Source organism: Paenibacillus sp. AD87 (assembly GCF_001659845.1).
Lineage (GTDB): Bacteria > Bacillota > Bacilli > Paenibacillales > Paenibacillaceae > Paenibacillus > Paenibacillus marchantiae.
The window spans coordinates 5,121,589-5,145,354 of record NZ_LXQN01000007.1; the positions used below are offsets into that span (position 1 = coordinate 5,121,589).

At 46.9% G+C, this 23,766-nt stretch carries 21 protein-coding genes; 6 read left to right on the plus strand and 15 right to left on the minus strand.

What is annotated here, in order from left to right:
* The first annotated feature begins 357 nt into the window (after nucleotides 1–357).
* Nucleotides 358–1,458, plus strand: coding sequence for a stalk domain-containing protein (locus gpAD87_RS22580; protein WP_064640642.1), 1,101 nt, complete (start codon nucleotides 358–360; stop codon nucleotides 1,456–1,458).
* Nucleotides 1,459–1,582: 124 nt separating this feature from the next.
* Here the strand turns inward: gpAD87_RS22580 and gpAD87_RS22585 are convergent, their stop codons facing one another.
* The 5 genes from gpAD87_RS22585 to gpAD87_RS22605 form a co-directional block, all read right to left on the minus strand.
* Nucleotides 1,583–2,620 (minus strand): hypothetical protein, encoded by a 1,038-nt coding sequence (locus gpAD87_RS22585; protein ID WP_064640643.1) that lies wholly within the window; start codon nucleotides 2,618–2,620, stop codon nucleotides 1,583–1,585.
* 70 nt (nucleotides 2,621–2,690) lie between these two features.
* Complete coding sequence (locus gpAD87_RS22590; protein ID WP_064640644.1) at nucleotides 2,691–4,379, minus strand: DUF6138 family protein; 1,689 nt, start codon at nucleotides 4,377–4,379, stop codon at nucleotides 2,691–2,693.
* A gap of 304 nt (nucleotides 4,380–4,683) precedes the next feature.
* A complete protein-coding gene (locus tag gpAD87_RS22595) occupies nucleotides 4,684–6,336 on the minus strand; it encodes an extracellular solute-binding protein (RefSeq protein WP_064640645.1) in 1,653 nt (550 codons plus the stop codon).
* A 99-nt stretch (nucleotides 6,337–6,435) separates the two neighbouring features.
* Nucleotides 6,436–8,028 carry a response regulator transcription factor gene (locus tag gpAD87_RS22600; protein WP_064640646.1) on the minus strand — a complete coding sequence of 531 codons (1,593 nt, stop codon included), beginning with the start codon at nucleotides 8,026–8,028 and terminating at the stop codon, nucleotides 6,436–6,438.
* Entirely contained in the window at nucleotides 8,003–9,763 is a 1,761-nt protein-coding gene (locus gpAD87_RS22605; protein ID WP_064640647.1) for a sensor histidine kinase, read from the minus strand. Before gpAD87_RS22605 ends, gpAD87_RS22600 begins: the two co-directional genes overlap by 26 nt.
* 265 nt (nucleotides 9,764–10,028) lie before the next feature.
* Here gpAD87_RS22605 and gpAD87_RS22610 point away from each other — a divergent pair, with 265 nt between their 5' ends.
* On the plus strand, nucleotides 10,029–10,988 hold the full coding sequence (locus gpAD87_RS22610) for an ABC transporter permease (protein ID WP_442950743.1): 960 nt from the start codon (nucleotides 10,029–10,031) through the stop codon (nucleotides 10,986–10,988).
* 12 nt (nucleotides 10,989–11,000) lie between these two features.
* Complete coding sequence (locus gpAD87_RS22615) at nucleotides 11,001–11,879, plus strand: carbohydrate ABC transporter permease (protein ID WP_063567085.1); 879 nt, start codon at nucleotides 11,001–11,003, stop codon at nucleotides 11,877–11,879.
* A 61-nt stretch (nucleotides 11,880–11,940) separates the two neighbouring features.
* Here gpAD87_RS22615 and gpAD87_RS22620 read toward each other — a convergent pair whose 3' ends face one another.
* Together gpAD87_RS22620 and gpAD87_RS22625 are read right to left on the minus strand one after the other, a co-directional pair.
* Complete coding sequence (locus gpAD87_RS22620) at nucleotides 11,941–12,123, minus strand: aspartyl-phosphate phosphatase Spo0E family protein (RefSeq protein ID WP_064640648.1); 183 nt, start codon at nucleotides 12,121–12,123, stop codon at nucleotides 11,941–11,943.
* Nucleotides 12,124–12,395: 272 nt separating this feature from the next.
* Entirely contained in the window at nucleotides 12,396–13,106 is a 711-nt protein-coding gene (locus gpAD87_RS22625) for a MarR family transcriptional regulator (RefSeq protein ID WP_064640649.1), read from the minus strand.
* Between the two features lie 177 nt (nucleotides 13,107–13,283).
* On the opposite strand from gpAD87_RS22625, the gene gpAD87_RS22630 reads away from it, so the two are divergent.
* The gene (locus gpAD87_RS22630) at nucleotides 13,284–14,846 is read left to right on the plus strand and encodes an FAD-dependent monooxygenase (RefSeq protein ID WP_064640650.1); all 1,563 of its coding nucleotides are present in this window, start codon (nucleotides 13,284–13,286) and stop codon (nucleotides 14,844–14,846) included.
* 174 nt (nucleotides 14,847–15,020) lie between these two features.
* Here gpAD87_RS22630 and gpAD87_RS22635 read toward each other — a convergent pair whose 3' ends face one another.
* The 5 genes from gpAD87_RS22635 to gpAD87_RS22650 form a co-directional block, all read right to left on the minus strand.
* Complete coding sequence (locus tag gpAD87_RS22635; protein ID WP_064640651.1) at nucleotides 15,021–16,037, minus strand: hypothetical protein; 1,017 nt, start codon at nucleotides 16,035–16,037, stop codon at nucleotides 15,021–15,023.
* 13 nt (nucleotides 16,038–16,050) lie between these two features.
* Nucleotides 16,051–17,049, minus strand: coding sequence for a C39 family peptidase (locus tag gpAD87_RS22640; RefSeq protein ID WP_231952706.1), 999 nt, complete (start codon nucleotides 17,047–17,049; stop codon nucleotides 16,051–16,053).
* Nucleotides 17,050–17,284: 235 nt separating this feature from the next.
* Nucleotides 17,285–17,995 (minus strand): helix-turn-helix transcriptional regulator, encoded by a 711-nt coding sequence (locus tag gpAD87_RS22645; RefSeq protein ID WP_231952707.1) that lies wholly within the window; start codon nucleotides 17,993–17,995, stop codon nucleotides 17,285–17,287.
* Nucleotides 17,996–18,079: 84 nt separating this feature from the next.
* Entirely contained in the window at nucleotides 18,080–18,268 is a 189-nt protein-coding gene (locus gpAD87_RS31575) for a hypothetical protein (protein ID WP_072735590.1), read from the minus strand.
* 140 nt (nucleotides 18,269–18,408) lie between these two features.
* Nucleotides 18,409–18,732: an ArsR/SmtB family transcription factor gene (locus gpAD87_RS22650; RefSeq protein WP_064640652.1), complete on the minus strand. Its 324-nt coding sequence runs from the start codon at nucleotides 18,730–18,732 to the stop codon at nucleotides 18,409–18,411.
* 212 nt (nucleotides 18,733–18,944) lie between these two features.
* On the opposite strand from gpAD87_RS22650, the gene gpAD87_RS22655 reads away from it, so the two are divergent.
* Entirely contained in the window at nucleotides 18,945–20,321 is a 1,377-nt protein-coding gene (locus gpAD87_RS22655) for an MFS transporter (protein WP_064640653.1), read from the plus strand.
* A 205-nt stretch (nucleotides 20,322–20,526) separates the two neighbouring features.
* Nucleotides 20,527–21,741 (plus strand): sugar efflux transporter, encoded by a 1,215-nt coding sequence (locus gpAD87_RS22660; protein ID WP_064640654.1) that lies wholly within the window; start codon nucleotides 20,527–20,529, stop codon nucleotides 21,739–21,741.
* A 127-nt stretch (nucleotides 21,742–21,868) separates the two neighbouring features.
* Here gpAD87_RS22660 and gpAD87_RS22665 read toward each other — a convergent pair whose 3' ends face one another.
* The 3 genes from gpAD87_RS22665 to gpAD87_RS22675 form a co-directional block, all read right to left on the minus strand.
* The gene (locus gpAD87_RS22665) at nucleotides 21,869–22,318 is read right to left on the minus strand and encodes a nuclear transport factor 2 family protein (RefSeq protein WP_064640655.1); all 450 of its coding nucleotides are present in this window, start codon (nucleotides 22,316–22,318) and stop codon (nucleotides 21,869–21,871) included.
* A gap of 39 nt (nucleotides 22,319–22,357) precedes the next feature.
* Nucleotides 22,358–22,765 carry an Rrf2 family transcriptional regulator gene (locus gpAD87_RS22670; protein WP_063567075.1) on the minus strand — a complete coding sequence of 136 codons (408 nt, stop codon included), beginning with the start codon at nucleotides 22,763–22,765 and terminating at the stop codon, nucleotides 22,358–22,360.
* 109 nt (nucleotides 22,766–22,874) lie between these two features.
* Complete coding sequence (locus tag gpAD87_RS22675; RefSeq protein ID WP_063567074.1) at nucleotides 22,875–23,711, minus strand: AraC family transcriptional regulator; 837 nt, start codon at nucleotides 23,709–23,711, stop codon at nucleotides 22,875–22,877.
* Nucleotides 23,712–23,766: the final 55 nt, after the last annotated feature.

Genomic DNA, 23,766 nt, shown 5'->3' on the forward strand with positions numbered 1-23,766 from the left:
GATCCTTACACATGTTTACAAGTTGGAGATAATTCAGAATTATTCTGGATATGTTCAGCGGGTAATATAAAGCCATAAGGACAGCAAGCCATTATAAAAAACAAAATATATAAGTTGAATCTGACTTTTACACCATAACGGAGAGGGCAGAACCAATCTGAAGAAGCGTAGCTAAAAGCTTTCTGTAAGAAAGCTTCTTCGGAAGCATAGCGTTCGCCTTTATCCCCGGATTTCCCCCTTATAAAAGGATTCAAGAAAATCTGGGGATAAGAGCGATCGGAAGTTGGTACTGCACTCGGAGTGGTAAGGTGTAAATCCCCCAATTCAACTTATATAAACTAAAGGAGAGTTATACACATGAAGAAAAACTTCAAGAAATCCGCAGCAACGATGATGGTACTGGGCATGACATTAACAGGAGCAACAGGCGTATTCGCAGGTACTCAACTGGAGAAAATCTCGGCATATCTCAACCATGGGATCAGCTTCAATGTAGATGGCGCGGCATACTCACCAACGGATGGCAATGGCAAGAAACTGGCTCCAATCACTTACAACAATTCAACTTATCTGCCTGTACGTGCCATTGCTGATGCGCTGCATGTACCTGTATCGTATGACGGTAAAAAAGGACAGGTGATCATCGGCGAAGCTACAAGCAATCCTTCTACATTGAGCAATGTGAGCTATAGCGCAGCGCAAAAAAAAGCCATTCAAAAGGCGTTTGCACAGTTCGACGGCTTCGAGACAGCATACGCTCCTCAACAGATGATTGCAGGTGATACGTTCAAAAGTGTAGGTGCTGGCGGCGATGGAGTAAGCTTTACTTTTAATCATATGAAAGTAGATGTGTCTCCAAGAGACTATTCGGACGGTTACAATAGCAAAGACGTAAAACTGTCCAATGGTGTCACAGCCAAATGGTACACACCCGATCAAACGGGTATGCTCACGTTCAAACTGGATGATCGTTATGTCACAATAAGCTCGCCTGACCATAAGCTGTCTCAGGCTCAGCTGCAGCAAGTAGCTGTATCTGTACAAAAGGTTCAAGGCAATGATCAGGGCGTTACGGGCTTCGCTGATGTGAAATATACCCAAGAACAGTCAGCTACCATCCGCAAAGCCTTTGCGAAATTCCAAGGATTTGAGACTGCTTACGCACCACAACACATGATTGCCGGGGATTCATTCAAAAGCGTGGCTGCTGGCGATGGTGTAAACTTTGTCTTCAATCACATGAATGTCACTGTGTCGCCTAAAGACTATTCCTTTAGCTACGACGGCAAAAATGTTAAACTGCCTAACGGCGTTACCGCCAAGTGGTACACACCAGATCAAACCGACATGCTGACATTCAAACTGGATGATCGCTATGTAACCCTCAGCTCGGCAAATAACGCATTGACTCACACACAACTGGAGCAAATGGCTGTATCTGTGCAAAAAGTGAAATAATTTCGAAGCTAAAGTCAAAGAATCACACTGAAAATCATACAACATAACAAACACACATCATTCTGTTCCTCCTGTGATGAGGGACAGATTCGATGTGTGTTTTGTTCTATACATAAGTGAATGCCTAATCCTTTAAACGAATCACTCTCCGATAGTTCATATAATCAATCATATCCTCCCAGTCCAATTCCCCTGCATTACCATCACGATAGTATACGGCCGCAGCGGGTAGGAAACCCACCAACGGACCCATGCCACCACAGATCATCGCGCCACCGTCGCCACCTTTGGGCATCATGTTCCCAGACGCATCAAGCGTAAGCTCATAGTTATAGGGGTCTCCAGCAAACTGGACACCAAAAAAGTTAGGCAGCTCCAAGTCATACGGACGGTCATTCTCAACTACTAGAAAAGGGTCCGGCTCTGCCGATTCATCCACAATTCCCTCCACCTCTTCGAGGCTTCCAAAATGCTTCAATTTCATCGTGTAGTCGAAGCTGTCTCCCCATGGAAATAACGTGCGGCAGCCCCCTCCGTACAGATATTCCCACTCATCTTCAGTAAGCAAACCAAAACCCGCTTTTGCTTCTTCCTCGATTAAATACTCCAACGTAAAATCTTCATTGAACCAAAATATCTGTACTACCTCACCTTGTCGGACCAGACGGAACTCTTGATGCAGTTCATACTGGTCCAGATCGGACAGCTTAAACTTCTCCAACTCTTCTGCAAAATAGGCATTCTCTTGCTCTATCGCTTCAGCTTCCGTCACTTCACTCCAGCCAAGTGAGTGGTTCCTGCATTCCACCAGCATGGGAGCAATGTGCACTTCCCTGACCGGAGACATCTGGCTACTTAAAAAAGAATCCACGTCTTCCACACCATACTCACTGACCGTCTCTAATAAATCGGCTGACGTTTCTTCGTTCATTCCATCCTGCCAGCGATCCCAGCCGAGTGTCACCCGATCACCAGGCACAAACACAAATCTCTGCTCATCATACGAAAATACACCTGTCTCGATTCGCTGACCGAATCGTTCAAATGTCTGCAATCCTTCATACTTCATACCTGTGGGAAAATGATTAACCAAGCCACGCAATAGTTCCTCTTTTTCCTGAACGGACAGCCCTTCCCATGCATCCCGATTTAATGGCTCCATACTCTCATCCACCTTTACTTGTATCGTTATACATCACATCAGCCTTGAAAAGCCCCTCACGGGCATATCCTTACTTCCCTGCGGCCTTTAAAAGCTCTAACAGTAACTCTTTCCGTTTACCATCAGCCTTGCGTGCCAGCGTTGCAAGTTTCTCTACCTTGCCCCAGATCGGATACAGCGCACGCTCCACTTCATAAGTTTCCATTCCTTGCAGCGATTGGACCAGAAGTTCAAGCTTCTCCTCATCCTCCAGCTCTGGCTGGATCTTCAGCTTCAGGGAATCCGTAGAACGACGCAAACAGGTAACTAATGCAGGTATGGAACTGGCCGTTACACCATGTGTCTCAGCAAAGGCAACGGTGAATTTATCCTGTACCAACTGGTGCTCATCATCCACTTCACTCATGTAATATTCAACCAACGGGAAATACCGCTCATCTGCCAATCCAAGTCCGAAGGTTGCATAACTGCCTGGCATACAGTTCTTTTCACCCTCTGTATCCGCATAAAATTCGAACTCTTCGATCGCTGCACGTGCATACTCTTCAAGTAGCGGACGCAGCTCCGGGTACTCCAGCGCATTTGCGAAAAATCGATGGGTATCCGACTTCGCAAGCCCTTTAATCGGCAGATACTGCTTCACGCTGGATTTGAGCTTGATCTTGTAACTTTTGGGGAAGCCCTGCTTCAGCAAACGGGTGATAAAAGCAATGGCCTGTTCGTAGGCAGCTGCATCTTCCTTGCGAATGATGATAGTAATGATCGAGAACACATCGTTGGCTGTGCATTCCACCTGCTCATTTTTCACATGAATATCTTCCTTGACATAGGTTCCGCTACCTTCCGTCATCATACGAACCGCACGGCTACTACCCAATTGTTTGGCCAGTTCCAAGAAAGTAAGGCCTTTCGGTTTACTGTAACTAGGCTCATAACGAAGAATCATCACGGCTGCATATAGCAGCAGATCGATAGGCTGTGCCACCTGCTGCCCATGCTCACTCTTTGGCTGGTCCTCCTCCAAAGAAGCACCTGGCTTAAGTGTATATACATTGGCGCTGTATGCAGAAGGCTGTACATCAAAGTAGCGTGGCAAAAAATGATTCTCCGCCCAAGACGTTATCGCACGAATAATATCACCACGATGCTCCGCCAGAGCTTCCTGACGCCCTTTATTTAACTCCTGTATGCGATCATATTGCGCTAAAGTCCACGCTACGTCCGGTTCAGGGAACAATTTCGGGTCAAGCAGGTGACGCGTCAAAAAAAAGGATTCCAACGGCTTTGTTGGATATGAACCTTTCAGCAGCTTCTGGTCTACGTATGTATGAATGCGCTCAAGCAACTGCTGCCTCTTCCCTTCGTTGATATATTCGAGCATGGTCACTTGCAGCTTTCCTTCTGTCGTTGGAAATTTCCCGCGAAAGGTAAACCGATAGTCGATCAACGGTGTATCCGCCAGCTTGTCCAATGTCTCTTGAACCACTTCTACAAGCTTGGGCTGGATCTCATTTCGTACCTGTTCCTCGGTAAAGGGACCGGGATTCTTCGATTTCAATCCCTCATCCAATCCAAAATCCACACTGTCTACTGTAGTCCGTCCTGGTCTGTAATCCAGCAAAATATCATTGAAAATTCCCATTTGCAGCGTTGTTCGCTTCACAGCCTTTTCCAGGTCATCCCGCTTCAACTGTTCACTAAACCATTCTTCAATGACCTCAATCATCTCTTCCATTGCCTGATCATAAAGTGTACTCATGCTTCGACCGCCTTCCCATTTATCAGATCATTCCTCAAACCATCTATGCTAAAAAAACGTATTGAAGTTCGTATATTACCTATTATCTTACGCTCTCACGGATCTGCGAAACAATAAGTCTTACGCACGGTTGTACGCAGAGAAATTAATAGATAAATTTCTTCCTTACATGTCTAAGCATTCCGTACACAAAACAAAAACACCGGATTCAGGCGACTTTTCGCTCAAATCCGGTGTATTCACGAAATACTTCTTCCTTCTTGTATTACTTTAGTATGATTCATCTCGTAAATCATTCACGGTATTAATTAACTGTTTTGAACCATTCATTGACTTCCGTTGTGATTTGATCGCCGCCCATGGATTTCCATTTAGTCACGAATGCGTCAAATTCATCGATGCCAACCTGACCATAAATGATTTTGCTGAACGTATCTTTCTCCAACTTGTCTAGCGCATCTTTCTTCATTTTCATCGTATCCGTAGGTGCACCCGTAAATTTGTTCTTGATTGCATCATCCTTATGAGCTACCACGACTTGAGCAGCAGCAAATACTTCAGGTTTGTTGGCAATTTTCGTATTTTTCTCGAAAGGTGTTTCTGCTTCCTTGCCTGTAGCAAGTTCTGCCAACGTATCCATCATCAGGTTAGGAATACGGGCACCATCATAAGTGAGTGTGTACTTCAGCGGGGATACGCCGTCTTTCAGATCAGCTTCACCAAGCACTTTGCCATCTACAATATCAAAGTCATATCCTTGAGCAAAGCCATGTTCGAACTCCCCACCCACTTCTGGATTAGCGAAGTTATCAAACAAATAATTCTGATATGTGAAGAAAATTTCTGGGTTTTCCATATCCTTGTTAATCAACACGACCCCGTTGCTAGCACCTGAACCGTGGTGATGGCTCTCGCCAGTCGGTCCGGTTGGCAGGGCAATTGCTTTGTAGGTAGCGCCGTCCACATTTTTCTTCACATCATCGATCGGCCAGTTCGGCATCCAGTGTGGTCCCACAATGATTCCGGCTTTGCCTGCTGTAAACAGTTCAGCTGCCTTGATTTCATCATATACGCCGGCTTCCTTCGGCAGATAGCCTTTGGACAACCAGTCTTTCATCGTTGCAAGTCCTTCTTTCACACCCGGTTGAACCGAGCCGTATTCCAGTGTTCCTTCTGCATTCAGATTCCACTGTCCCGGCATCGTGTTATACATTCCGAAGATCCAGCCGGATTCAGTCATCCAGGTATTGAGGGCATTTTTCATGCCGACCGTCAGACCGTACGTATCTTTCTTACCGTTACCATCCGGATCCTGATTCGTGAATGCATCCATCACCGTAACGAGCTCATCGATCGTTTTTGGTTCTTCCAGTCCAAGCTTCTTCAGCCAGTCTTCACGGATAAACATTACCGGGTCTCCGTTGTAAGCATAGTCAAAGATCGGGACGCCATACCGTTTACCTTCATACATGTACGGGTACCACTCTTCCGGTGCGGATTCAGCAGCCCCTTTCCATGTGTCGGATGCATACTTATCGAACAGTTCACCTGCATCGGCGAATTTACCCGACTCAATCAACTCACGCACCAGATTGTAGTCACCACGGATGGAGACGATATCCGGCAGCTCTTCATTAGCCGACAGGGAGAGACGAAGCTTCGTGTAAAAAGCATCATTGGTCACGGATACAGCCCAAGGTGTGGTCAGGTCGATGCCCAAACGTTCTTTGGCCCATTTGGTGTGCACGTTGTTCTGTGCAGTTTCTCCGTTCTTAAACTTTGTATCATCATTCCAGGCTCGCAAATAGCTCATCTGAACCGCAGGTTCATACTTACCATCTTGCAGCGCAAGTGGTGCAGCCGCTTCCTTGGATGGTTCTTCCTTTGCCCCCGAACTGCATGCCGTTACGGCAACCATCGTCAGTGCAAGCAATGCAGTCATCATTTTTCTATACATGAAACCCCTCCTCAATCACTTTGAATACCCTTACATGAAAAGGATAGTGCAGCCGGGGAAGCAAACATATATCACAATTTCAATGTTCATATTGATTTGTTAACCGTTCCGAAAATCCTGCGGGGTCAGGCCATAATGTTTGCGGAATACTTGAATGAAATAAGGCGTATTGTTATATCCCACTTCCTGACCGACTTCATATATTTTCATAGCCGTGTGTTTCAGCAAGTGAACAGCACGTTCCATTCGGGAACGGATAATGTAGTCACTGATGCCTTCACCCGTCGATTGTTTATACATTTTGGACAAGTATACCGGGTGCAGATGCACCTCCCCGGCAATAACCTGCAAGGACAGATCTTCACCCAGATGGTGGTCAATCCATTGCTGGACCTGTCTGATCATGTTCGATCCACTTTCCTGGCCCGTATCGGTTGTGCTTTGAGCCCATTGTTCCATCACGCTCCGGGTCCATGCTTCCAGACTCCGAAGTGACACGCCGTAGCCGTCCTTCAGCAGTTGCTGATACTGCTCACCAAGGACATCGGACAACTGTCTGCCCTCCCGATGAGCCATGTAGGAGAACGCGGCTGCGAGATAGTGAAAAGCAACATAGACATGCTCCGGGAACACACTATCCGATAACTCGGCAAAAATCGCATCAATCTTGCGATTGGCGTCCTCCATCCGTCCTGCTTCCAGCAGTGCGGTCAGTCCGGGTGGCTCATACAGTGCCGCAAGTGATTTCAATGTTGATCCATGGGAGCCGGCAGCCGCATTGAGATGCAGACCTTTGCCTGCTTCCGCCTGCTTGCGCAAGGCACTTACAGCTTGATGGTAAAGCTGCGGAACCTGCTCTGGAAAACGGCCTATCCGGCTGACTGATAGTGAAATCGTCGCGTTTAAATACTGCTTCACACTGTGAAGCAGCCGTTCTCCGAGCCGCCCCATCAGCAGTTCCGGTTCAGACTGTGCCTGTTTCGGACTTGCCATGAAAACGAGATCATCATACGCATCGTCCGTATGGCAGAGATGATAGCTGCTGCCAAAGATTTCTTCCACGACGTTAGAGATGGCGTATTTCATTAGACGGAATGCCTTGTTTGTTGGCTGTGGGTCATCATAGCGGATAAGCAGCAGCTGCATTTTGTCCTGGGGACGGAATCCAATCTCGAATTGCTCCAGCTTCTCCACAAGTTCGCTCTCTACAAATTTATGTCCAAGCAGCACATCCTTCATTAATCCCGCCCGCTTCTCCGGTAAATGTTCTCTCACCGAATACATGGCGCGCTGGTGCATCAACTGTTTCTCTCCCTCCAGCCGAATCTGGACGGAGGCCTGCTGCACGGCTTCAATCAACTCCTCATCCCGCACTGGTTTCAGCAGATAACTCACTGTTCCATGACGGAGTGCCTGCTTCGCATAATCAAAGGATGCATGTCCAGATAAAATGATACATTTGGTCCGCTCCCACTTTAGACGAATATGACTCACCAAATCCAGACCAGACAAGCCCGGCATACGAATATCGGTGATGATAATATGGACCTGATGTGCGGCCATTTGCTGCAATGCCTCTTTCACCGAGTACGCCTTATATACGTGCCCAATCCCATGTTCTCTCCACGGTATGGAGGCTGCAATCGATTCCACCGCTGAATATTCATCATCCACGACCATTAGATTCATCATTAGGATATTCCTCCTCAAACCATCGTATTTCCACACTGAGACCCCCATAAGGGATCACTCCAAAATGAAGCCCTGAAGAATGACCATATCGCGTAACGAGCCGTTGGTGTACATTCCAGGTACCCGTGCCAATTTCTTCACCCATCGGTTCATTGATTTCGCGCTCAAGACTAACAATCTCTTCCGGCGTCAAAGTAACACCATCGTTATCGACAAACAGACTGTATCGTGTGTATTCCCTTCCATCGATTTGCTCATGTGCTGCCATGCCAGTAACCACGATGTGACCGCTGCCCTCCATCGGTTCAATCCCGTGAATGACTGCATTCTCCACAATAGGCTGGATTAGCAGCCTCGGAATGTGCTGCTGCATCAGTTCTTGCGGTACGGCGATCTCATACGACAAACGGTTGGTGCGCATCTGTTGGATGGACAAATAATTGTCCAACAAACGGATTTCTTCTTCCACGGTCGTCATATCGTTCTCATCACGTGTGATGTAGCGATAGTAATCTCCCAGGCTGAGCGACATGGCAATAACCGCTTCGCGGTTGCCGAGCTGCGTCATATTTTTAATATAAAACAGACAATTATACAGGAAATGAGGATTGATCTGTGATTGCAGATGCTTCAACGTCGCTTCCCGCGAACGGATGCGTTCCTCATATACTTTTTCGATCAGCTCCTGAATTTGCTCAGCCATGTGATTGAAGCTCTGCGTCAGATAAGCGAATTCATCACGGGAGTGATCGACCGGAATTCGTGTGGACAGCTGTCCTTTGCGAATCTGCTGCAGCCCTCTCATTAGACGTTGTATCGGCACCTGTACCTTTCGGTATAACAACAGGGCAGCGCCAATACTGAGCACGAGCAGCAGCAAAATTGAGGTTATAAACATATTTCGGCTCTTGTCCATCGGCGTGAGCAAATCATCCAGCACAACCGGGTTAACATAGATTCCGTTTAGTTGTTTGGAGAGCACATAACTGACCAAGTACTGCTTACCCGCCACCTCTAGCTGATGGTTGCCTTCACTATCCAGTTCGGTTAATGGCATGTCCCTCATCACGGCTTCCACGAGCTCGGGGTCCGCACTCCGATTTAACAGAGGCTCGTTGCCCGGGACGAGAAGAAAGGGATCTCCTCCCTGTGCCTCCTTGAAATCATCCAGCATGGCAACAATGTTCATCGGGTCAAAATCAATCTCCATCACCGTTCGTACATCCGTGGTCACAGGTTTTTCATTCCACTCGTAGTTATCCGTAAAGAAATAAGTGAAGCTGCCTTCGTTCAACTGCCATCGTCCTGGCTGTGGAAACTTCAGCATCTTCTCATTGAAGACCGTCCGGTTGGACATGGTGGATAGGACCAGCTCTGCCTGAGGCAGCACAATGGTAATATCGTTCTTCCAGCGGCTGGTGGACTGGTATAGTGACAATTTGTCGAGAATATCGAGATAGATGCTGTTTTTCTCATATTGGCTGGTCGATTCTGTCATGTAACGATAGTGTAGAATGCTTGGATCACGCAGCAAAGTCAGCCCGTAAAGCGAGAGCTGTTCAATATTTTTATCCACCTGAGAGCTAAAATAGTTGAACTGGTTCAAGCTGGACTGCTGCTTCTCCTCGACGATCATGTCCACGTTCGCCTGATTCGCGTAGGTATAGAGCAGCAAGATGGGTACCAGCAAGCAGACCAGCAGCATGACTGTTTTTGAGAATACTGTAAATTTCATTGCTTCACCCTGTCCCGGATTAAAGTAAAGATACACATCGAAGTCCTATTTTATATTGAAACCCCTTACATATCTATACTGAATTTCAAATGAGTCACTATTCGGTATACGTTTTTAACAAGTTAATAAATCAACATCCGCCTTGAAATGTTATTCTATAGCCCGCTCGTTTCCATTGTTATAATTCAGTTGCTCCACTATTTGCAGAGGCTTACTGGCCTCATTATGCAGAGGCTGGACGATATAAAGGAGGGACCTGATGGCTATGGAACAACCACTAACGACCAATACGCCGGTGCGGCAGGAAACACACAATCCACGCAAACGTACCCGCTGGAATTTCAAACGCAATTGGCCGCTGCATCTAATGCTGCTGCCTTCGGTACTGCTCACATTGCTGTTCGCCTATGTGCCTATGGGCGGCATTATTATTGCGTTTCAGGATTTCAAACCATGGCTGGGATTCACCGGCTCCAAATGGGTAGGATGGGATAACTTCCGATTCATGTTCGAATATCCGGATAGTGTTCAGGTCATCTGGAACACCGTACTGATTGCCGCCATGAAGATTGTGGCCGGACTCGTGGCCCCGGTTGTGTTTGCCATTTTGCTGAATGAAGTACGTAATTCCACGTTCAAACGGTTCTCACAGACGCTCGTATACCTACCCCATTTCTTGTCTTGGGTTGTACTGGGCGGCATCCTGCTGGACATGCTTTCCCCCGAAGGCGGACTGATTAACCAGGTGCTGGCGGCTGTTGGCGTTGAACCGATCTTCTTTCTGGGAGATGGCGACTGGTTCCGTGTAACCGTGGTCATCAGTGATGTATGGAAGGAATTCGGATTTGGTACCATTGTCTTTCTTGCAGCCCTTGCGGGCATTAACCCTGCTCTGTACGAAGCTTCCGAAGTTGACGGGGCAACACGGCTTAAGCAGACCCTACACATTACGCTGCCTGCACTCGTGCCGATGATCATTGTGGTGGGAACGCTATCACTGGGGAATATTCTTAATGCTGGATTTGACCAGATTTTCAACCTGTACAATCCACTTGTATATGATAAAGGCGATATTATTGACACGTTTGTTTATCGGATGGGTATTTTGAATGGCAAAATGAGCTTTGCGACTGCGGTTGGTTTGTTTAAATCCTTTGTCGCCATGTTCCTCGTTATTACTGCATACCGGATGGCTTACAAAATCGCTAATTACCGCATTTTCTAAGGAGGAATTAAGGTGTATCACAAAACGACCGGATACCGTATATTTAACGGCTTCAACCTGTTCTTCATCGCGGCCGTCTCGCTGCTGTGTGTGCTGCCGCTTGTCCACATTCTGGCGGTTTCCTTCAGCGGTAAAGCGGCAGCTTCCGCCAATCTGGTAACGCTCTGGCCGATTGATTTTACAGTCGACGCCTATACCAAAACGTTTGGTAACAGTAACTTTCTCAGCGCGCTCTGGATCTCGGTGCAACGTACCGTGTTCGGTACGCTACTCAGTATGGTGCTGGTCACCTTGACAGCCTATCCTTTATCCAAGGAAAGTCTGAACTTCAAGGGACGTTCACTGTATGCGTGGTTTTTCATCTTCACGATGCTGTTCAGTGGCGGACTGATCCCTTCCTATATCCTGATTCAAAAGCTGGGACTGATCAACACCATGTGGGCTCTGATTTTGCCGGGCGCTGTGGCGGTCTGGAACCTAATTCTCATGATGAACTTCTTCCGTAACGTGCCCAAAGAGCTCGAAGAAGCGGCGTTCATCGATGGTGCCAACCATATCACCACATTGTTCCGCATCTATCTGCCTGTGTCCATGCCGGCCATTGCAACGATCTCCCTATTCACCATGGTGGGGCAGTGGAATTCCTGGTTCGACGGGTTGATCTATATGAATGACGCAGCCAAATATCCGCTCGCTACGTTAATGCAAACCATTATCGTGCAACAGGATTTCTCCAATATGAATGTCGATGCGACGCAGCTTCAGAACATGTCGCAGCGTACCGTTAACGCAGCCCAGATCTTTATTGGGGCACTGCCAATCCTGCTCGTGTATCCATTCTTGCAGCGTTTCTTTGTAAAAGGAATTGTGCTTGGGGCCGTAAAAGAATAGGGTTCGTATACTAAAACTGAATGCATTCGCATCATTTCATCCCGAGGTTTATAACGCGCCGTTATTTACTTCGGGATGTCTTTCCGTGAATGGCATTGTTATATTGATTAATGAGTTCATCCAGAACCATCGATTGACGAATGACCTCCGGATGCCACAGTTCTTTATGAGAGTTTGCAATCTGGTAGAGCCTCTGTCGTGCCTTTTCGATACATTCCTGAATGGTTTCCGGATTATGCACCATACTCCCGCCCCCTGTTGTCCTTCAATATCCTCCACCCAAAAAAGACCATCTATTATAATATTCGGAACAAAGGGAGCTGCACATTACCCCAAAATCGAATTTATGGTTATTTTTTCTTGTACAGGTTGAAATAAGGATGAGCAATGGACTCAGATGTGGCAAAATACGAAAAAATACCGGATAGGCTTATCAGCCTTATCCGGTATTTTGTTATAGCTACATTTATTGTTCGCAGAAACCTGCACACCATTTCCTTATGAAATATTATGTGGCTAGTCCTCATAGTCTGCAAAAAAAACATCATTTAATATGGTTTTTGCTTTCTTCAAATTACGGGAATCCAACTTGTTGAGCATAGACATGATTTCGTTCATTTCATCGGTCAATGATGCAGAACTATTGGCCCTATGAGCTTCTGAATCCTCGCTAGTATGCGCCTTTCTTGGGGCGGGTTCAATAGACTCCTCCTCTGTTTCCGAATGAATCCATGATGTATGCAGCGTCTTTTGGAGAGTGTTGACGAGAAACTGTAACTCATCCACGTTATACCGTTGCAAGAAATGATGAACCCCAAGATCAATCTGATGATGCAGGCCCTGATGCAAACGATAAATCTCTTTTCCAAGCGATGTGGTACGGAACAGAACTTCTTTTTTGTTATCCGGAAGTGACTCGGTTACGATGATGTTTTGAGACACGAGTCTTCTCGTAATCTTGGAGACTGTCCCTTTGGAGAATCCGAATTGCTTTGAAATGGTTATGCCGTTTACTGGCTCGAGTGTACCAATAGCATCCAGCACATGCAGCATCGTCACCGTCATTTCTTTGATTAGCTCTTCAACAGCCGGATTAGGACTATTTTGGAGCAACCACTGTTTTTCTTCGTCATCTTCTGATTGGAATCTGATCTGTATATCTTTCACTGCTTCCAATACTTCTTGAATTAAGTGATCTCTATTTTGATTTTCCGATGGGTTGATCATTCAATTCTCCTCCAACGATTGTTAGCTTCATACCAGTATATCAGGGTATGTCCGACAATTAAAGTTTCCTGGAAACAATATTGACAGCAGTAAAGGATTAAACTATGATTGTTTCATCGGAAATTAAAAAGTTTCTCAGAAACAATAAACAAAGCATGATATCTCATCCATTGCGATATGGGTGATCAGGAGGAGATTCAACTGACCCAACATTACGATATTGACGTACTCATCGCTGGAGCTGGACCGACTGGCTCTGCTCTTGCAGTCGACCTGCTTCGACGCGGCCTTCGTGTCCGACTCGTTGACAAAGCCCCTCACGCCTTTCAAGGTTCCCGTGCCAAGGGAGTTCAACCAAGAACCCAGGAGGTTTTGGAGGACTTCGGCGTGCTGGAAGAGGCTCAGTCAGAGGGAAGTTCTTACCCGCTTGCCGGTTTTCATATTGGACCGCTAACTGTGCCTTGGCGCATGCAGCAGCAAAATAAACCAACACCGAGCGATCCGTATCCAAACATTCTCCTGTTGGCGCAACACCGAACGGATGCCATCTTACACCGCCTACTGAAACGTCTCGGCTTAACCATTGAATTTAACAACGGGTTGGAGCAATTCGAACAGGATGCCGATGGAGTAACGGCGACTCTCTCTTCCGGGGAGAAGGTTCGCAGCAGATATCTCGTCGGAGCAGATGGAGGTTCGAGCAGCGTTCGCAAAGGGGCAGGTATCCGATTTATCGGAGAGACTACCGACTCTGACCGTACGCTCATCATTGACGGCTCGATCGACAAACTGTCTCGCAATAGGTGGCATATGTGGCCACGCACACGTGGCACGTTTGTCGGAGCCTGCCCGCTGCCACACTCCAATCAGTTCCAAGTCATGATCAGGCTGGCACCAGATGAAAAGCCTAACCTTGACGAAGCCGCACTGGCCACTCAATTCCACAAACTCACAGGTTTGCGTCTCTACAACATTACCTGGAGTTCGGTGTTTCGCCCCAACGTTCGACTGGCTGAACACTATCGGTCGGGACGTGTCTTCATTGCAGGCGATGCTGCTCATGTCCATACCCCGGCCGGTGCACAGGGTCTCAACACGGGTATACAGGACGCCTATAACCTCGGCTGGAAAATAGGGCAGGTCACTGCTGGGGCACCCGATAGTCTGCTTCACAGCTACGAGGCCGAGCGTCAACCCATTGCCGCTCGAGTCCTCAGCAAATCCAGCGAGCTGTACGCCAATCTAGACAAAAATCGCCTGGCTAGCCTGAAGCGCGGAGATGAGGAGCGACAGCTTAGACTTTCGTACAATGGTGGACCGCTCGCGTCTAGCGAAGAATCGGCCACAAAGACCCTTCATGTCGGTGACCGGGCGCCAGATGCTCCCTGCAACGGACCTGGTGGGGAACGGCGTCTGTTCGACATCTATCAAGGGCCTCACTTCACTTTGCTTGCCTTTGGTCCTAACGCTGCCAAGATACTTCCCAAGTTGAACTGGCCGACCAGCGGTGCCGAATTACACTGCTACGTCGTTGATACCGCACACGATTCAGAACAAAACGTCCTCCATGACTCCAGCGGCAAATTGACTCGTATCTACGGCATCACCAGCGACACGCTGGTCATGATACGGCCAGATGGTTATATCGCGAACATCATTACGACCGACTGGCAGGCAACCTTCGACAATGTAGCCAGAATGTTGGCCCCGCCATGTTCCATCGGATCCAACTCGAATTGAAGCTCATGCGAGACTATGAATGCTAGTGCAGTTAATGTATGAGGGTCGTCTTTCAACCCGCCCATATATGTGGCTATCTAAACTCAAATAAGACCGAAAACGACCGCACTCAGCGGTCATTTCCGGTCTATTTGTCAATAATCTTTCCATTTTGAAGTATGTACACTGTTCCATTCATCTTAATCCAATATCCTCAAAACGATTGCCAATCGTCTCTGGGAAGGCCTGCTTAATGGCATCAATAGCACGCTGTTCCGTTTCCCCTGCTTGCTCAATCAGATGGATCACCCTTAGCACATGCCCTGGTTCCTTCGCATCCCACGCTGTTGAATCCTCAACCTTCTCCATCATCTGAGCATATAGGTCTGCGAGTAACGCGTACGCCTGCACAACATGATTCATCTGATTGGATAAATGCTCAAGCTCTGCAACATAGGAGGCCATATCCTTTCTTGAATCAGCATAATAGCGCAAAACAATGGCAGCTTGATCGGTTTCATATACACCAGATTGTAGGGCATCAGCAATGGCTGCATAAGCAGCGGGTCCACATGCGTAATCCTGAGGTGGTAGCATGTAATCATGAGTCTCCCATTTGTATACGGCCTGAATCAATGATTCCTTACATACTTCCCATATGTCTACAGTTGAATGGGATTCAAGCACCTGATAGTACCAGTATGGTGTACTGTTCCGACCAAAAGAATTATAGGGCAGATGAACACCCTCAGTTCCTTCACTTTCACAGATAAACAGCATCTGCTCCCCATCATCATATCCAGTGCAAATGACAAACTGGTCATGCCACAGAATGGCCCCTACACCCCGATCAATGGAAGCTTTAATATCCAACAGGGCCTGCTTCTGATAGAGCGGAAAGGTCGGCTCGAACGAAAATCCCCCGTGTTGTCCGGTCGTGACGCCTATGAAATCAGCAGCTACAAAGTTCTCGGCCATCCAGTTGTACGCTGAGATTGATTCTGTCGTTAGACGCCGATCCACTACTAATCGAAACACACTTGCGGTCATTCCCGCAATCATGTGACGCGGTAAATCCGTCCACTGTTTATGCACCAGAATTCTGTACATCGCATCTATATAAGAGCCCGCTCCGTTCCATGATATGTGTTCACGTGAAGAATTCCTGCTCTGTGTAGAATCAATCCAATCCGGCAGTATTTTGCTTCCCATCCTCTACTCCTCTCTATCTCGCCGAGTGCGCTCCCCAGCGTGGCACAGTGGAACGTTTGCGGTCAGGATACCTTAGGGATATCACACGAAAATAATCAACAGCCTGCTCTTCCAGTGCTTTTGCTTTCAATAAAACCTGTGCCAGCTTCTCTGTGGCGTCTGTCTGCATGATCCATCTGTTATGTTCCTGAATCATGCATCCCTTCATCTGTATAATCAATGCTCCAAGCTGTTCATAACATGCATAGGCTTGGTCCAGTTCGGTCCATATGCCCCGCACATCCTGCAAATACATCTGAATTTCAGTTCGGGACTGGCAATAGGATTCCAAAATATACGTAGCACCCGAATGATCGTAATCTCCACTCCGTAGGGCTTGCACCCACACATCATACGCCAGTCTGCCCGAAGCGATATTTCGATCAGGCAGCAGTCGATAAGGAATATCCCAATCCTCAATCGCCAATCTCAATGATTCCAACAGCATCTCTTGTTCCGGCATATGTACCTGGTCACCAAAGACCTGACAATACCAGAACCCGGTGAAGTTCAATCCGAAATTGTCATACAGCAAAATCTGTGGTTCCTTACTCCAGCCATCTTGCACATAAAAGATGCGATCACCGTCATCATACCCATGAATGACACCAAATTCCGGAATCCAGTAAATCACCCCGATGCCTCCATCCAAACTGCGTTTTACCCAACTCACCGCATCCCGCTGGTAATACCCGAATGTGGGATGACGTGTCCGTCCCCCATCCCAGATCGTGAATATCCCCAAGTTATCGATTCCAGGGCGATGGGATTCTCCCCATTGACCATAGGCTGTAACCGACATGGGCAGTAGTCTGCGATGCACCGATAGTTTGAATGCCATACCCGTATATCCAGCTAGCACATACTTGGAACCCTGAAACAGACCCGCATGGGTCAATATGGCGTGTAGGCTATCCACATACGATTTGGACTCCCGCTTCATCATCAGGTTTTCTAACACAACTTCAGTCAAAAAAAATCTCCTCTCCGTGGTTGCTCTAATTCACATTTGCCTTGTGCTGTACGGCGAGCCTATCGATTATGCTTTCAGCACTTTGCTGCAGCTTTCGTCTAAGCCACGATGGAGACAACAATTCCTCCCACTCACTAATGAACAAATGCTGTAGGAAAGCATCCGTATCGTAAAATTCAATCCAATGAATCTGATCTTGCTTCTCCTTAATCCGATATCCTTGCCACAGTTCTGTTTACTGCACTTCTTTCAGCCTTATCTCAGCGACAAACGGTTTACGGACAGGCAGCGCCTCTTCCCATGCACCCAGCAACCTATCTGTCTGACACTGAAACGTCTCGTTCGTCATCTGCACATGAATCATGCCCTCCAGCCGGATGGCCGTTTGCTGTAAAGGGTCCATTTCATAACCAACCACATAATCGGCGTTGAACTGAGACAGCATTTTCAATGGACACCAGGTAAATTGCCGTTCTCCGGCATGATCTCTGTAATGGATATGTACTTTGCGGGATTCGGCAATCGCATGGGACAAAATTTCAAAAAACTGAAGCTGCTGCGGATCTGCTTTAAACACAGGAAACTGACTGCTTCCCGTCTGCTGTTCCTCGAGCGTAAAACGCTCCAGCAAATGCGCCACACGCTTCACCGCATCTGATTGATCATAATTGTAATGCCGATAACGATGCGCCAGATACTTAAGCACCCGCTGTTCTTCTTCCGTCATATATAAATGGGGCAGCCGGTAGGTCTGATCCTCGTAACAATACCCCCGATATTTTGCTATATACACCAGGGGGGCACGTAGAGAAATCGCCATATATTCAATATCACGCTGGGCCTGGCGCCGGGATATTTCAAATTCACGTGCAAGCCAGCTGCTGTTCGGAAAACGTCCACTCCGAATCTGCTCGTCAAACCAGTGAATACGATGCATATTGCTCATTTCTCCGCCCCCTGGCTCATTCCGTATTTCGTAATAGTATTATACCAAAAGACATGGCCCGTTCCGAAGAACAGGCCTGTTATATTATACGGTTACCTTGTCCACTCTGGACTGCACAGCTTTGGAGCATTTTTTGCATACTTTCAGACTCGTACCATCTGTTTTCGTTTGCGAATACAACAATTTAATCCGGGTACTGCTGCACACCGGGCATGTTCCTCTTCCTCGGGATGGTAGATTCCACAGGACGCGTCCTCTTTTTGTTTTTGCCAACGTTTGTGAACCTCTTTTCGATATGGTTTGTGTGTTCACCGTTATTATAGTGGGCATGGTACGACATAGAATGTCGCAGCAGTATGGAACATGCCAAACATAAAAAATGTCCCCTCTTCAACTTGAAGAAAGGACATTTTTTAGGAATCATGTATTTCAGACTGAGCTGCCGCTTGTAATAAAGGCTGCAACAGACCAGGGAAACGCACTTCCAGATCCTCGGATCTTAGCGTCAGGAAATGCTGTGTACCTTGTACTCTCACCCGAATGACTCCGGCTTCCCGCAGGGTCCGAATATGGTGTGACATCGTGGATTTCACAACAGGTGCACGAAAATGACTGCATGGCTGCTCACCATTTCTGGCTGCTTCTGTTACGATCCCAAGACGGATGGGATCACTTAAAGCGTACAATACGGAAGAAAGTTCAATATCCTGCACTTGAGGATGATGCAAAATTTTCATCGTTGTAGTCTCCTTTTTTTTCAGACTATCCATTGTATTTTAGCATAGTTCCATGATATATTTCTAATGTTCGATACCAATCGAACTTACGAACATATTTCGTTTATGTATCCCCTGCTGTCATGCATGGGATTCACTTTATACCACATTTTTCAAATGTTACACACCGTTTCTAAAATGTTGCGAAATACACATCAATCTAGGAGGTTTTTATGAACAACACCGCAACTGCATCATCTGGGGAACGGACAGCAGGAATACAGGAAGGGTTAATCGTAAGTCTACTTGGCTTCACGGTTGTGCTTGTCGTTATGAATACGATGATGTTCAATCTGGCCCTACCCAAAATTGCAGCTGAATTTATGCTCTCATCTGTCTCTTCTTCCTGGATTGTCACCGGTTATTCCATCGTTTTTGCTATTTCCTCGATCACGTTCTCACGTCTATCGGATTTTATTCCGATTCGCACGCTGTTTACGACCGGTCTTACACTACTTGGTGCGGCATCCGTTCTTGGTTTCTTCAGTAACCATTTTATCCTTCTGCTCATTGCGCGCCTGATTCAGGCTGCGGGTGCAGCTTCTGTACCAGGGCTAGCTATCGTTCTTATTACTCGTTACATTCCAAGTGACCGCCGGGGTAAATCCATGGCTGTTGTTATGTCTGCCAGCTCACTGGGTCTTGGACTCGGACCTGTGATCGGCGGCAGTATTACACAGTTTCTCGGATGGCATGATCTGTTTATCGTTACCGGACTAACCTTGTTTCTGATTCCTGTATTTTTCAGACTTCTTCCAAGTGAAATGCCTCAAAAGGGTTCATTTGACTTGCTCGGCGCGCTGTTACTGGCGATTGGAACAACCGGTGTCCTGCTATTCCTGACTTCACGTGAATGGGTAACCCTCGTTCTTGGTGCAGCTGCACTGGTCCTGTTCTGGCTACGAATTCGCCGTGCGGCTGATCCCTTTGTGCAACCGGCTCTGTTCAAAAACAAAAAGTATATGATGCTCAGCTCACTGGGGATTGTATCGTATATTAACAACTTCTCGACGCTGTTCCTGCTACCGCAAATTTTGGCACATCTGTATGGCCTGACTCCTGCCCAGTCCGGGCTTGTCATCTTCCCGGGTGCAATCGTGTCCATGCTGTTATCCAATCGAATTGGCCGCATGATTGACCGACACGGAAATACACAACTGCTCAAGTTCGCACCATGGTTGCTGCTCGCTGCGGCCGGATTGTTTGCTCTTTTTGCAGACGACAGCATCTATGCCATTATGGCCGTATACATTCTGCTTAGCGTAGGCTTCTCTGCACTGACAACAAGTGTATCTAATGAATTGTCGGGCAATCTGACGATGGATCAAGTAGGTGCAGGCATGGGACTGTTCCAGCTCAGCCAGTTTTTCAGTGGTGCATTTAGTGTTGCCGTAACTGGCGTGGCATTGACAGCCATGCAGCAATTGCCGTTAGCCTCGGCATACACCAACATTTTCTGGGGCATGACCGCAGTAGCTCTGGCATCCATTGTTTTCTCACAGGTGTATCTGAGAATGCAGTCACGGAAGAAAACCGTTGCTTCACACTAAGCAGGTTTTATAGGATCTTACTTATAATAGATTCTTCATATAAGAAAGCCAGGGATTGGACCGATAGGGTCTGATCTCTGGCTTTTTGTTTGTTATTAGACTATAAGATATCAATACGTATTACTTGATCTCTGTTATTCTTATATTATAACCAGATCGTATAGATATTTTGAAAATGATAAAACCAAGGGGATGTCTCTCGCACATGAAGCTTCAACAGTTTAATTCACTATTTCGTATCCCTACATACCGGCTGTTTCTCGTTTGTATGTTGTTGCAAGGTATGGCTATTTCAATCAGCGCGCCCTTTCTAGCGGTCTACTTTACAACCCGCCTTGAAGTATCCATCGCAACATTCGGATTATTCACTGCAGTAACACTTATGGCGGGTGTGCTGTTCAGTTCCTGGATCGCCAGACGATCGGATCAACCCGGGGCTCGCAAAAAAATTCTGGTGTCTGCCATGATTTGCAATGCTCTTGCTTTTGCCGGTTATCTGTGGATTCACGACTTCACTTTATTATTCATCTATATGACGGTGCTGACTGCGCTCGGATCTCCCGCGATGCCACAATTGTTCGCAGCTGCAAGAGAAGCGGTCAATACCGCAACGGACGTCGATCATGCTGTGGCCAATTCAACCCTGCGCTCCGCGTTTTCACTGGGATTTATTACAGGACCTTTACTCGGAACTTTACTGATTGCGTATATTGGATACACCGGCATTTTCAGTTCAACATGTTTTATTTTTTTAATCAATGCGTTATTATTTTTCTTTTTGTTAAAAAAAGCTCCCGAGCCTCCTTCCATCGGTACATCTTCGGGTAGCATACACATGAAATTACATCAGGATGCAAGAATCTATATGCCTTTTCTCATTACCACACTTCTGTATATGGCACATTGGATGAATAACCTGAATGCATCTCTGTTCATTATTCATCATCTGGGCGGGGGAACCCGGGAAGTTGGCTGGATCTCCAGTTTATGCGCGGGGCTTGAAATTCCCATTATGCTAGGTTTGGGTCTGCTCGCCTCAAAATATCCCAACCGCTCACTCATGTTATGGGGCTCCTTGATGGGTGCCGCTTATTATGTAATTGTTTTGTTCTCCACGGAACTGTGGCACTTGCTGGCAGGACAACTATTACTCGCATTCTTTGTCGCCGTCATCTCTGCTATCGGGATCAGTTACATGCAGGATCTGCTTCCGTCCATGCCCGGCTATGCGTCAACACTCTATTCCAATGCCTCCACGTTGGGAAGATTATTTGGTAGTCTGGTCGGGGGATGGACAGCCGGAGCGTGGGGGTACCGAAATTCCTATTGGGTATGTCTATTCCTTGTTCTGATTTCATTAGGTATGCTTGTTGTCACACAACAATTATCAAAAGAAAAACGTCAGACCCTTTCACTCTAAGCAGATCCTCGGATGCAAACCTGAGTGAACGTAACAGCTTGAACAAAACAAAGCCCCAAGGACGCAGCTATAGCGCTCTTGGGGCTTTCGTTATTATCGTTTTAATATTCTTATATGAATACAAACATTATTCAAACAGATCCAGACGAAGACGCTTCAGGCTAGTATGCTGGATGAGCCATTGACCATCAATTTTGACAAACGTTTCATGGTAGTGTCCAAATCCGTGAAAGGATTTATTGTCATTGCCTTCAGGAAACGTCACCCAATCTTCCATTGGAGAGATGACTTTGGCTTCATTCTCGGATACAAATTCAACTTCCGCGCTATGTACATGATGCACAGTTACGGCAACATGCACCAAATCCCGGAATACTTGAACTATGGTGTCGCGACCTGTTAATACCGGGATGGGATTGCCTTCTGTACTGAAATCAGCTACGGCATCCGGAGCGAACACTTCACCTAATGTATCCCACTGCTTCGTATCAATATAACGGCAATAGCGAGCTTTGGTGTTCCGAATGTTTTCCAGTGCAAGCAATTGTTCCAGTCCTGTGATGGTTGTTTGGCTCATGTGTTCTCCCTCCAGAAATCTAAGATGTAAGCGAATAAATTATACGGAATGTGCAGCTTTCATCTGGGCAGCCAGCTCAGACATTTTTTTATTGTTCAAATAGCTTTCCATCTCTTCTTCCGCACGAACCATCACCTGCTGAATCAGACAGCCTTCGTTATGATCCTGCGAGCATTCGAACAGGGAAGCCTGTCCTTCAATGGCATGGATAATCTCCAAAAATGAAGGGTCCGGATTCTTCCGGCTAAGCCGATAACCACCATTGGCACCAGAAGTTGATTCGATCATGCCGGCTTTAACCAGCTTGGTCAATATTTTAGATAAGTAGGTTGGAGATACTTTCTGCATCTCAGCTAATTGATGTACACTGACCAGTTGTTCCGGTTCGGTCGCAACCAGAAAAAGCATGGTGTGCAGGGCATAGTTTGTAGCTTTCGAATATTTCATGAGGGCACCTCATTATATACGGATTTAATTTATCTATAATAGACTTGATTGAACGCTCTGTCAAACGTCGAAGATTTCCACAGAATCAAACAAACGGACATCATTACATTTAACTGTGGTAAAGCCCGCGATAATCCGTTGGAGTCATTCCCTCATGGGCTAAGAACTGGCGGTTAAAATAACTGGCATTGGGATACCCCGCCTCTTCTGCGATCTGTCCAATGTTGGCCGTTGGCCGTTCCAGCAGCCACTGCTTCGCCATCTGCAACCGCGAACGGGTTATAAATTCCATCGGGGTCATTTCCACGGCACTCTTGAACATTTTGCAAAAGTAATACGAACTCACACCCGCCATATCTGCCCAATCCTGTAACAAAAACGGTTGGCATGCCTCCTGCTGCATCTGTGGAAGAAGTCCAAGGATACGGCTCTCAGCCTTGCTTGTGCGTGTGCTTTTCAGTGGAACAGCATGCTGCACGAATTCGGCCAGCACAGCGTAGGTCAGGGTAGATAGTTGGGCAGGACGCAGCATCCGGTTCTGCTCGGCTTCATTCAGTAGGGCCATATGTGCTTCTTCCCATGGAGCCTGCTGCCGCAGCGTCCACAACAGATTGCGATGCAACCCCCGCTCAATCATATAATCATGCAGCCGTTCACCGTAAAAATGAACCCACCGCACATCCCATGGATCATCTTCGCTGCTGTAGTAATGCTGACGCTGCTGTGGGAAATACAGTACAGCCTGACCCGCACGAAGCTCATGCACTACCCCCTCCACTTCCACGTACCCCTTGCCCGCAGCAACGTAGTGAATATTGAAGTTGTTAAGTGCGCCAGCCTCTCTTAATACGGTGTGCTCAGGGTGGTCGACATAAAGTCCAACGGATTCTGGATAACAAAAATACGGAATATCCTGTAGGGTTAACAATACAGTCTGTCTCATCATGGCCCATTCTCTTTTCTAAACAATATTGTGTTAACTCATTTCAATATATTATCAT

Bases quoted from the DNA above. Each gene is read 5' to 3' on its own strand.
- gpAD87_RS22580 (WP_064640642.1), top strand. From the start codon at position 358: ATGAAGAAAAACTTCAAGAAATCCGCAGCAACGATGATGGTACTGGGC.
- gpAD87_RS22585 (WP_064640643.1), bottom strand. From the start codon at position 2,620: ATGGAGCCATTAAATCGGGATGCATGGGAAGGGCTGTCCGTTCAGGAA.
- gpAD87_RS22590 (WP_064640644.1), bottom strand. From the start codon at position 4,379: ATGAGTACACTTTATGATCAGGCAATGGAAGAGATGATTGAGGTCATT.
- gpAD87_RS22595 (WP_064640645.1), bottom strand. From the start codon at position 6,336: ATGTATAGAAAAATGATGACTGCATTGCTTGCACTGACGATGGTTGCC.
- gpAD87_RS22600 (WP_064640646.1), bottom strand. From the start codon at position 8,028: ATGATGAATCTAATGGTCGTGGATGATGAATATTCAGCGGTGGAATCG.
- gpAD87_RS22605 (WP_064640647.1), bottom strand. From the start codon at position 9,763: ATGAAATTTACAGTATTCTCAAAAACAGTCATGCTGCTGGTCTGCTTG.
- gpAD87_RS22610 (WP_442950743.1), top strand. From the start codon at position 10,029: ATGGAACAACCACTAACGACCAATACGCCGGTGCGGCAGGAAACACAC.
- gpAD87_RS22620 (WP_064640648.1), bottom strand. From the start codon at position 12,123: ATGGTGCATAATCCGGAAACCATTCAGGAATGTATCGAAAAGGCACGA.
- gpAD87_RS22625 (WP_064640649.1), bottom strand. From the start codon at position 13,106: ATGATCAACCCATCGGAAAATCAAAATAGAGATCACTTAATTCAAGAA.
- gpAD87_RS22630 (WP_064640650.1), top strand. From the start codon at position 13,284: ATGGGTGATCAGGAGGAGATTCAACTGACCCAACATTACGATATTGAC.
- gpAD87_RS22635 (WP_064640651.1), bottom strand. From the start codon at position 16,037: ATGGGAAGCAAAATACTGCCGGATTGGATTGATTCTACACAGAGCAGG.
- gpAD87_RS22645 (WP_231952707.1), bottom strand. From the start codon at position 17,995: ATGAGCAATATGCATCGTATTCACTGGTTTGACGAGCAGATTCGGAGT.
- gpAD87_RS22650 (WP_064640652.1), bottom strand. From the start codon at position 18,732: ATGAAAATTTTGCATCATCCTCAAGTGCAGGATATTGAACTTTCTTCC.
- gpAD87_RS22655 (WP_064640653.1), top strand. From the start codon at position 18,945: ATGAACAACACCGCAACTGCATCATCTGGGGAACGGACAGCAGGAATA.
- gpAD87_RS22660 (WP_064640654.1), top strand. From the start codon at position 20,527: ATGAAGCTTCAACAGTTTAATTCACTATTTCGTATCCCTACATACCGG.
- gpAD87_RS22665 (WP_064640655.1), bottom strand. From the start codon at position 22,318: ATGAGCCAAACAACCATCACAGGACTGGAACAATTGCTTGCACTGGAA.
- gpAD87_RS22670 (WP_063567075.1), bottom strand. From the start codon at position 22,765: ATGAAATATTCGAAAGCTACAAACTATGCCCTGCACACCATGCTTTTT.
- gpAD87_RS22675 (WP_063567074.1), bottom strand. From the start codon at position 23,711: ATGATGAGACAGACTGTATTGTTAACCCTACAGGATATTCCGTATTTT.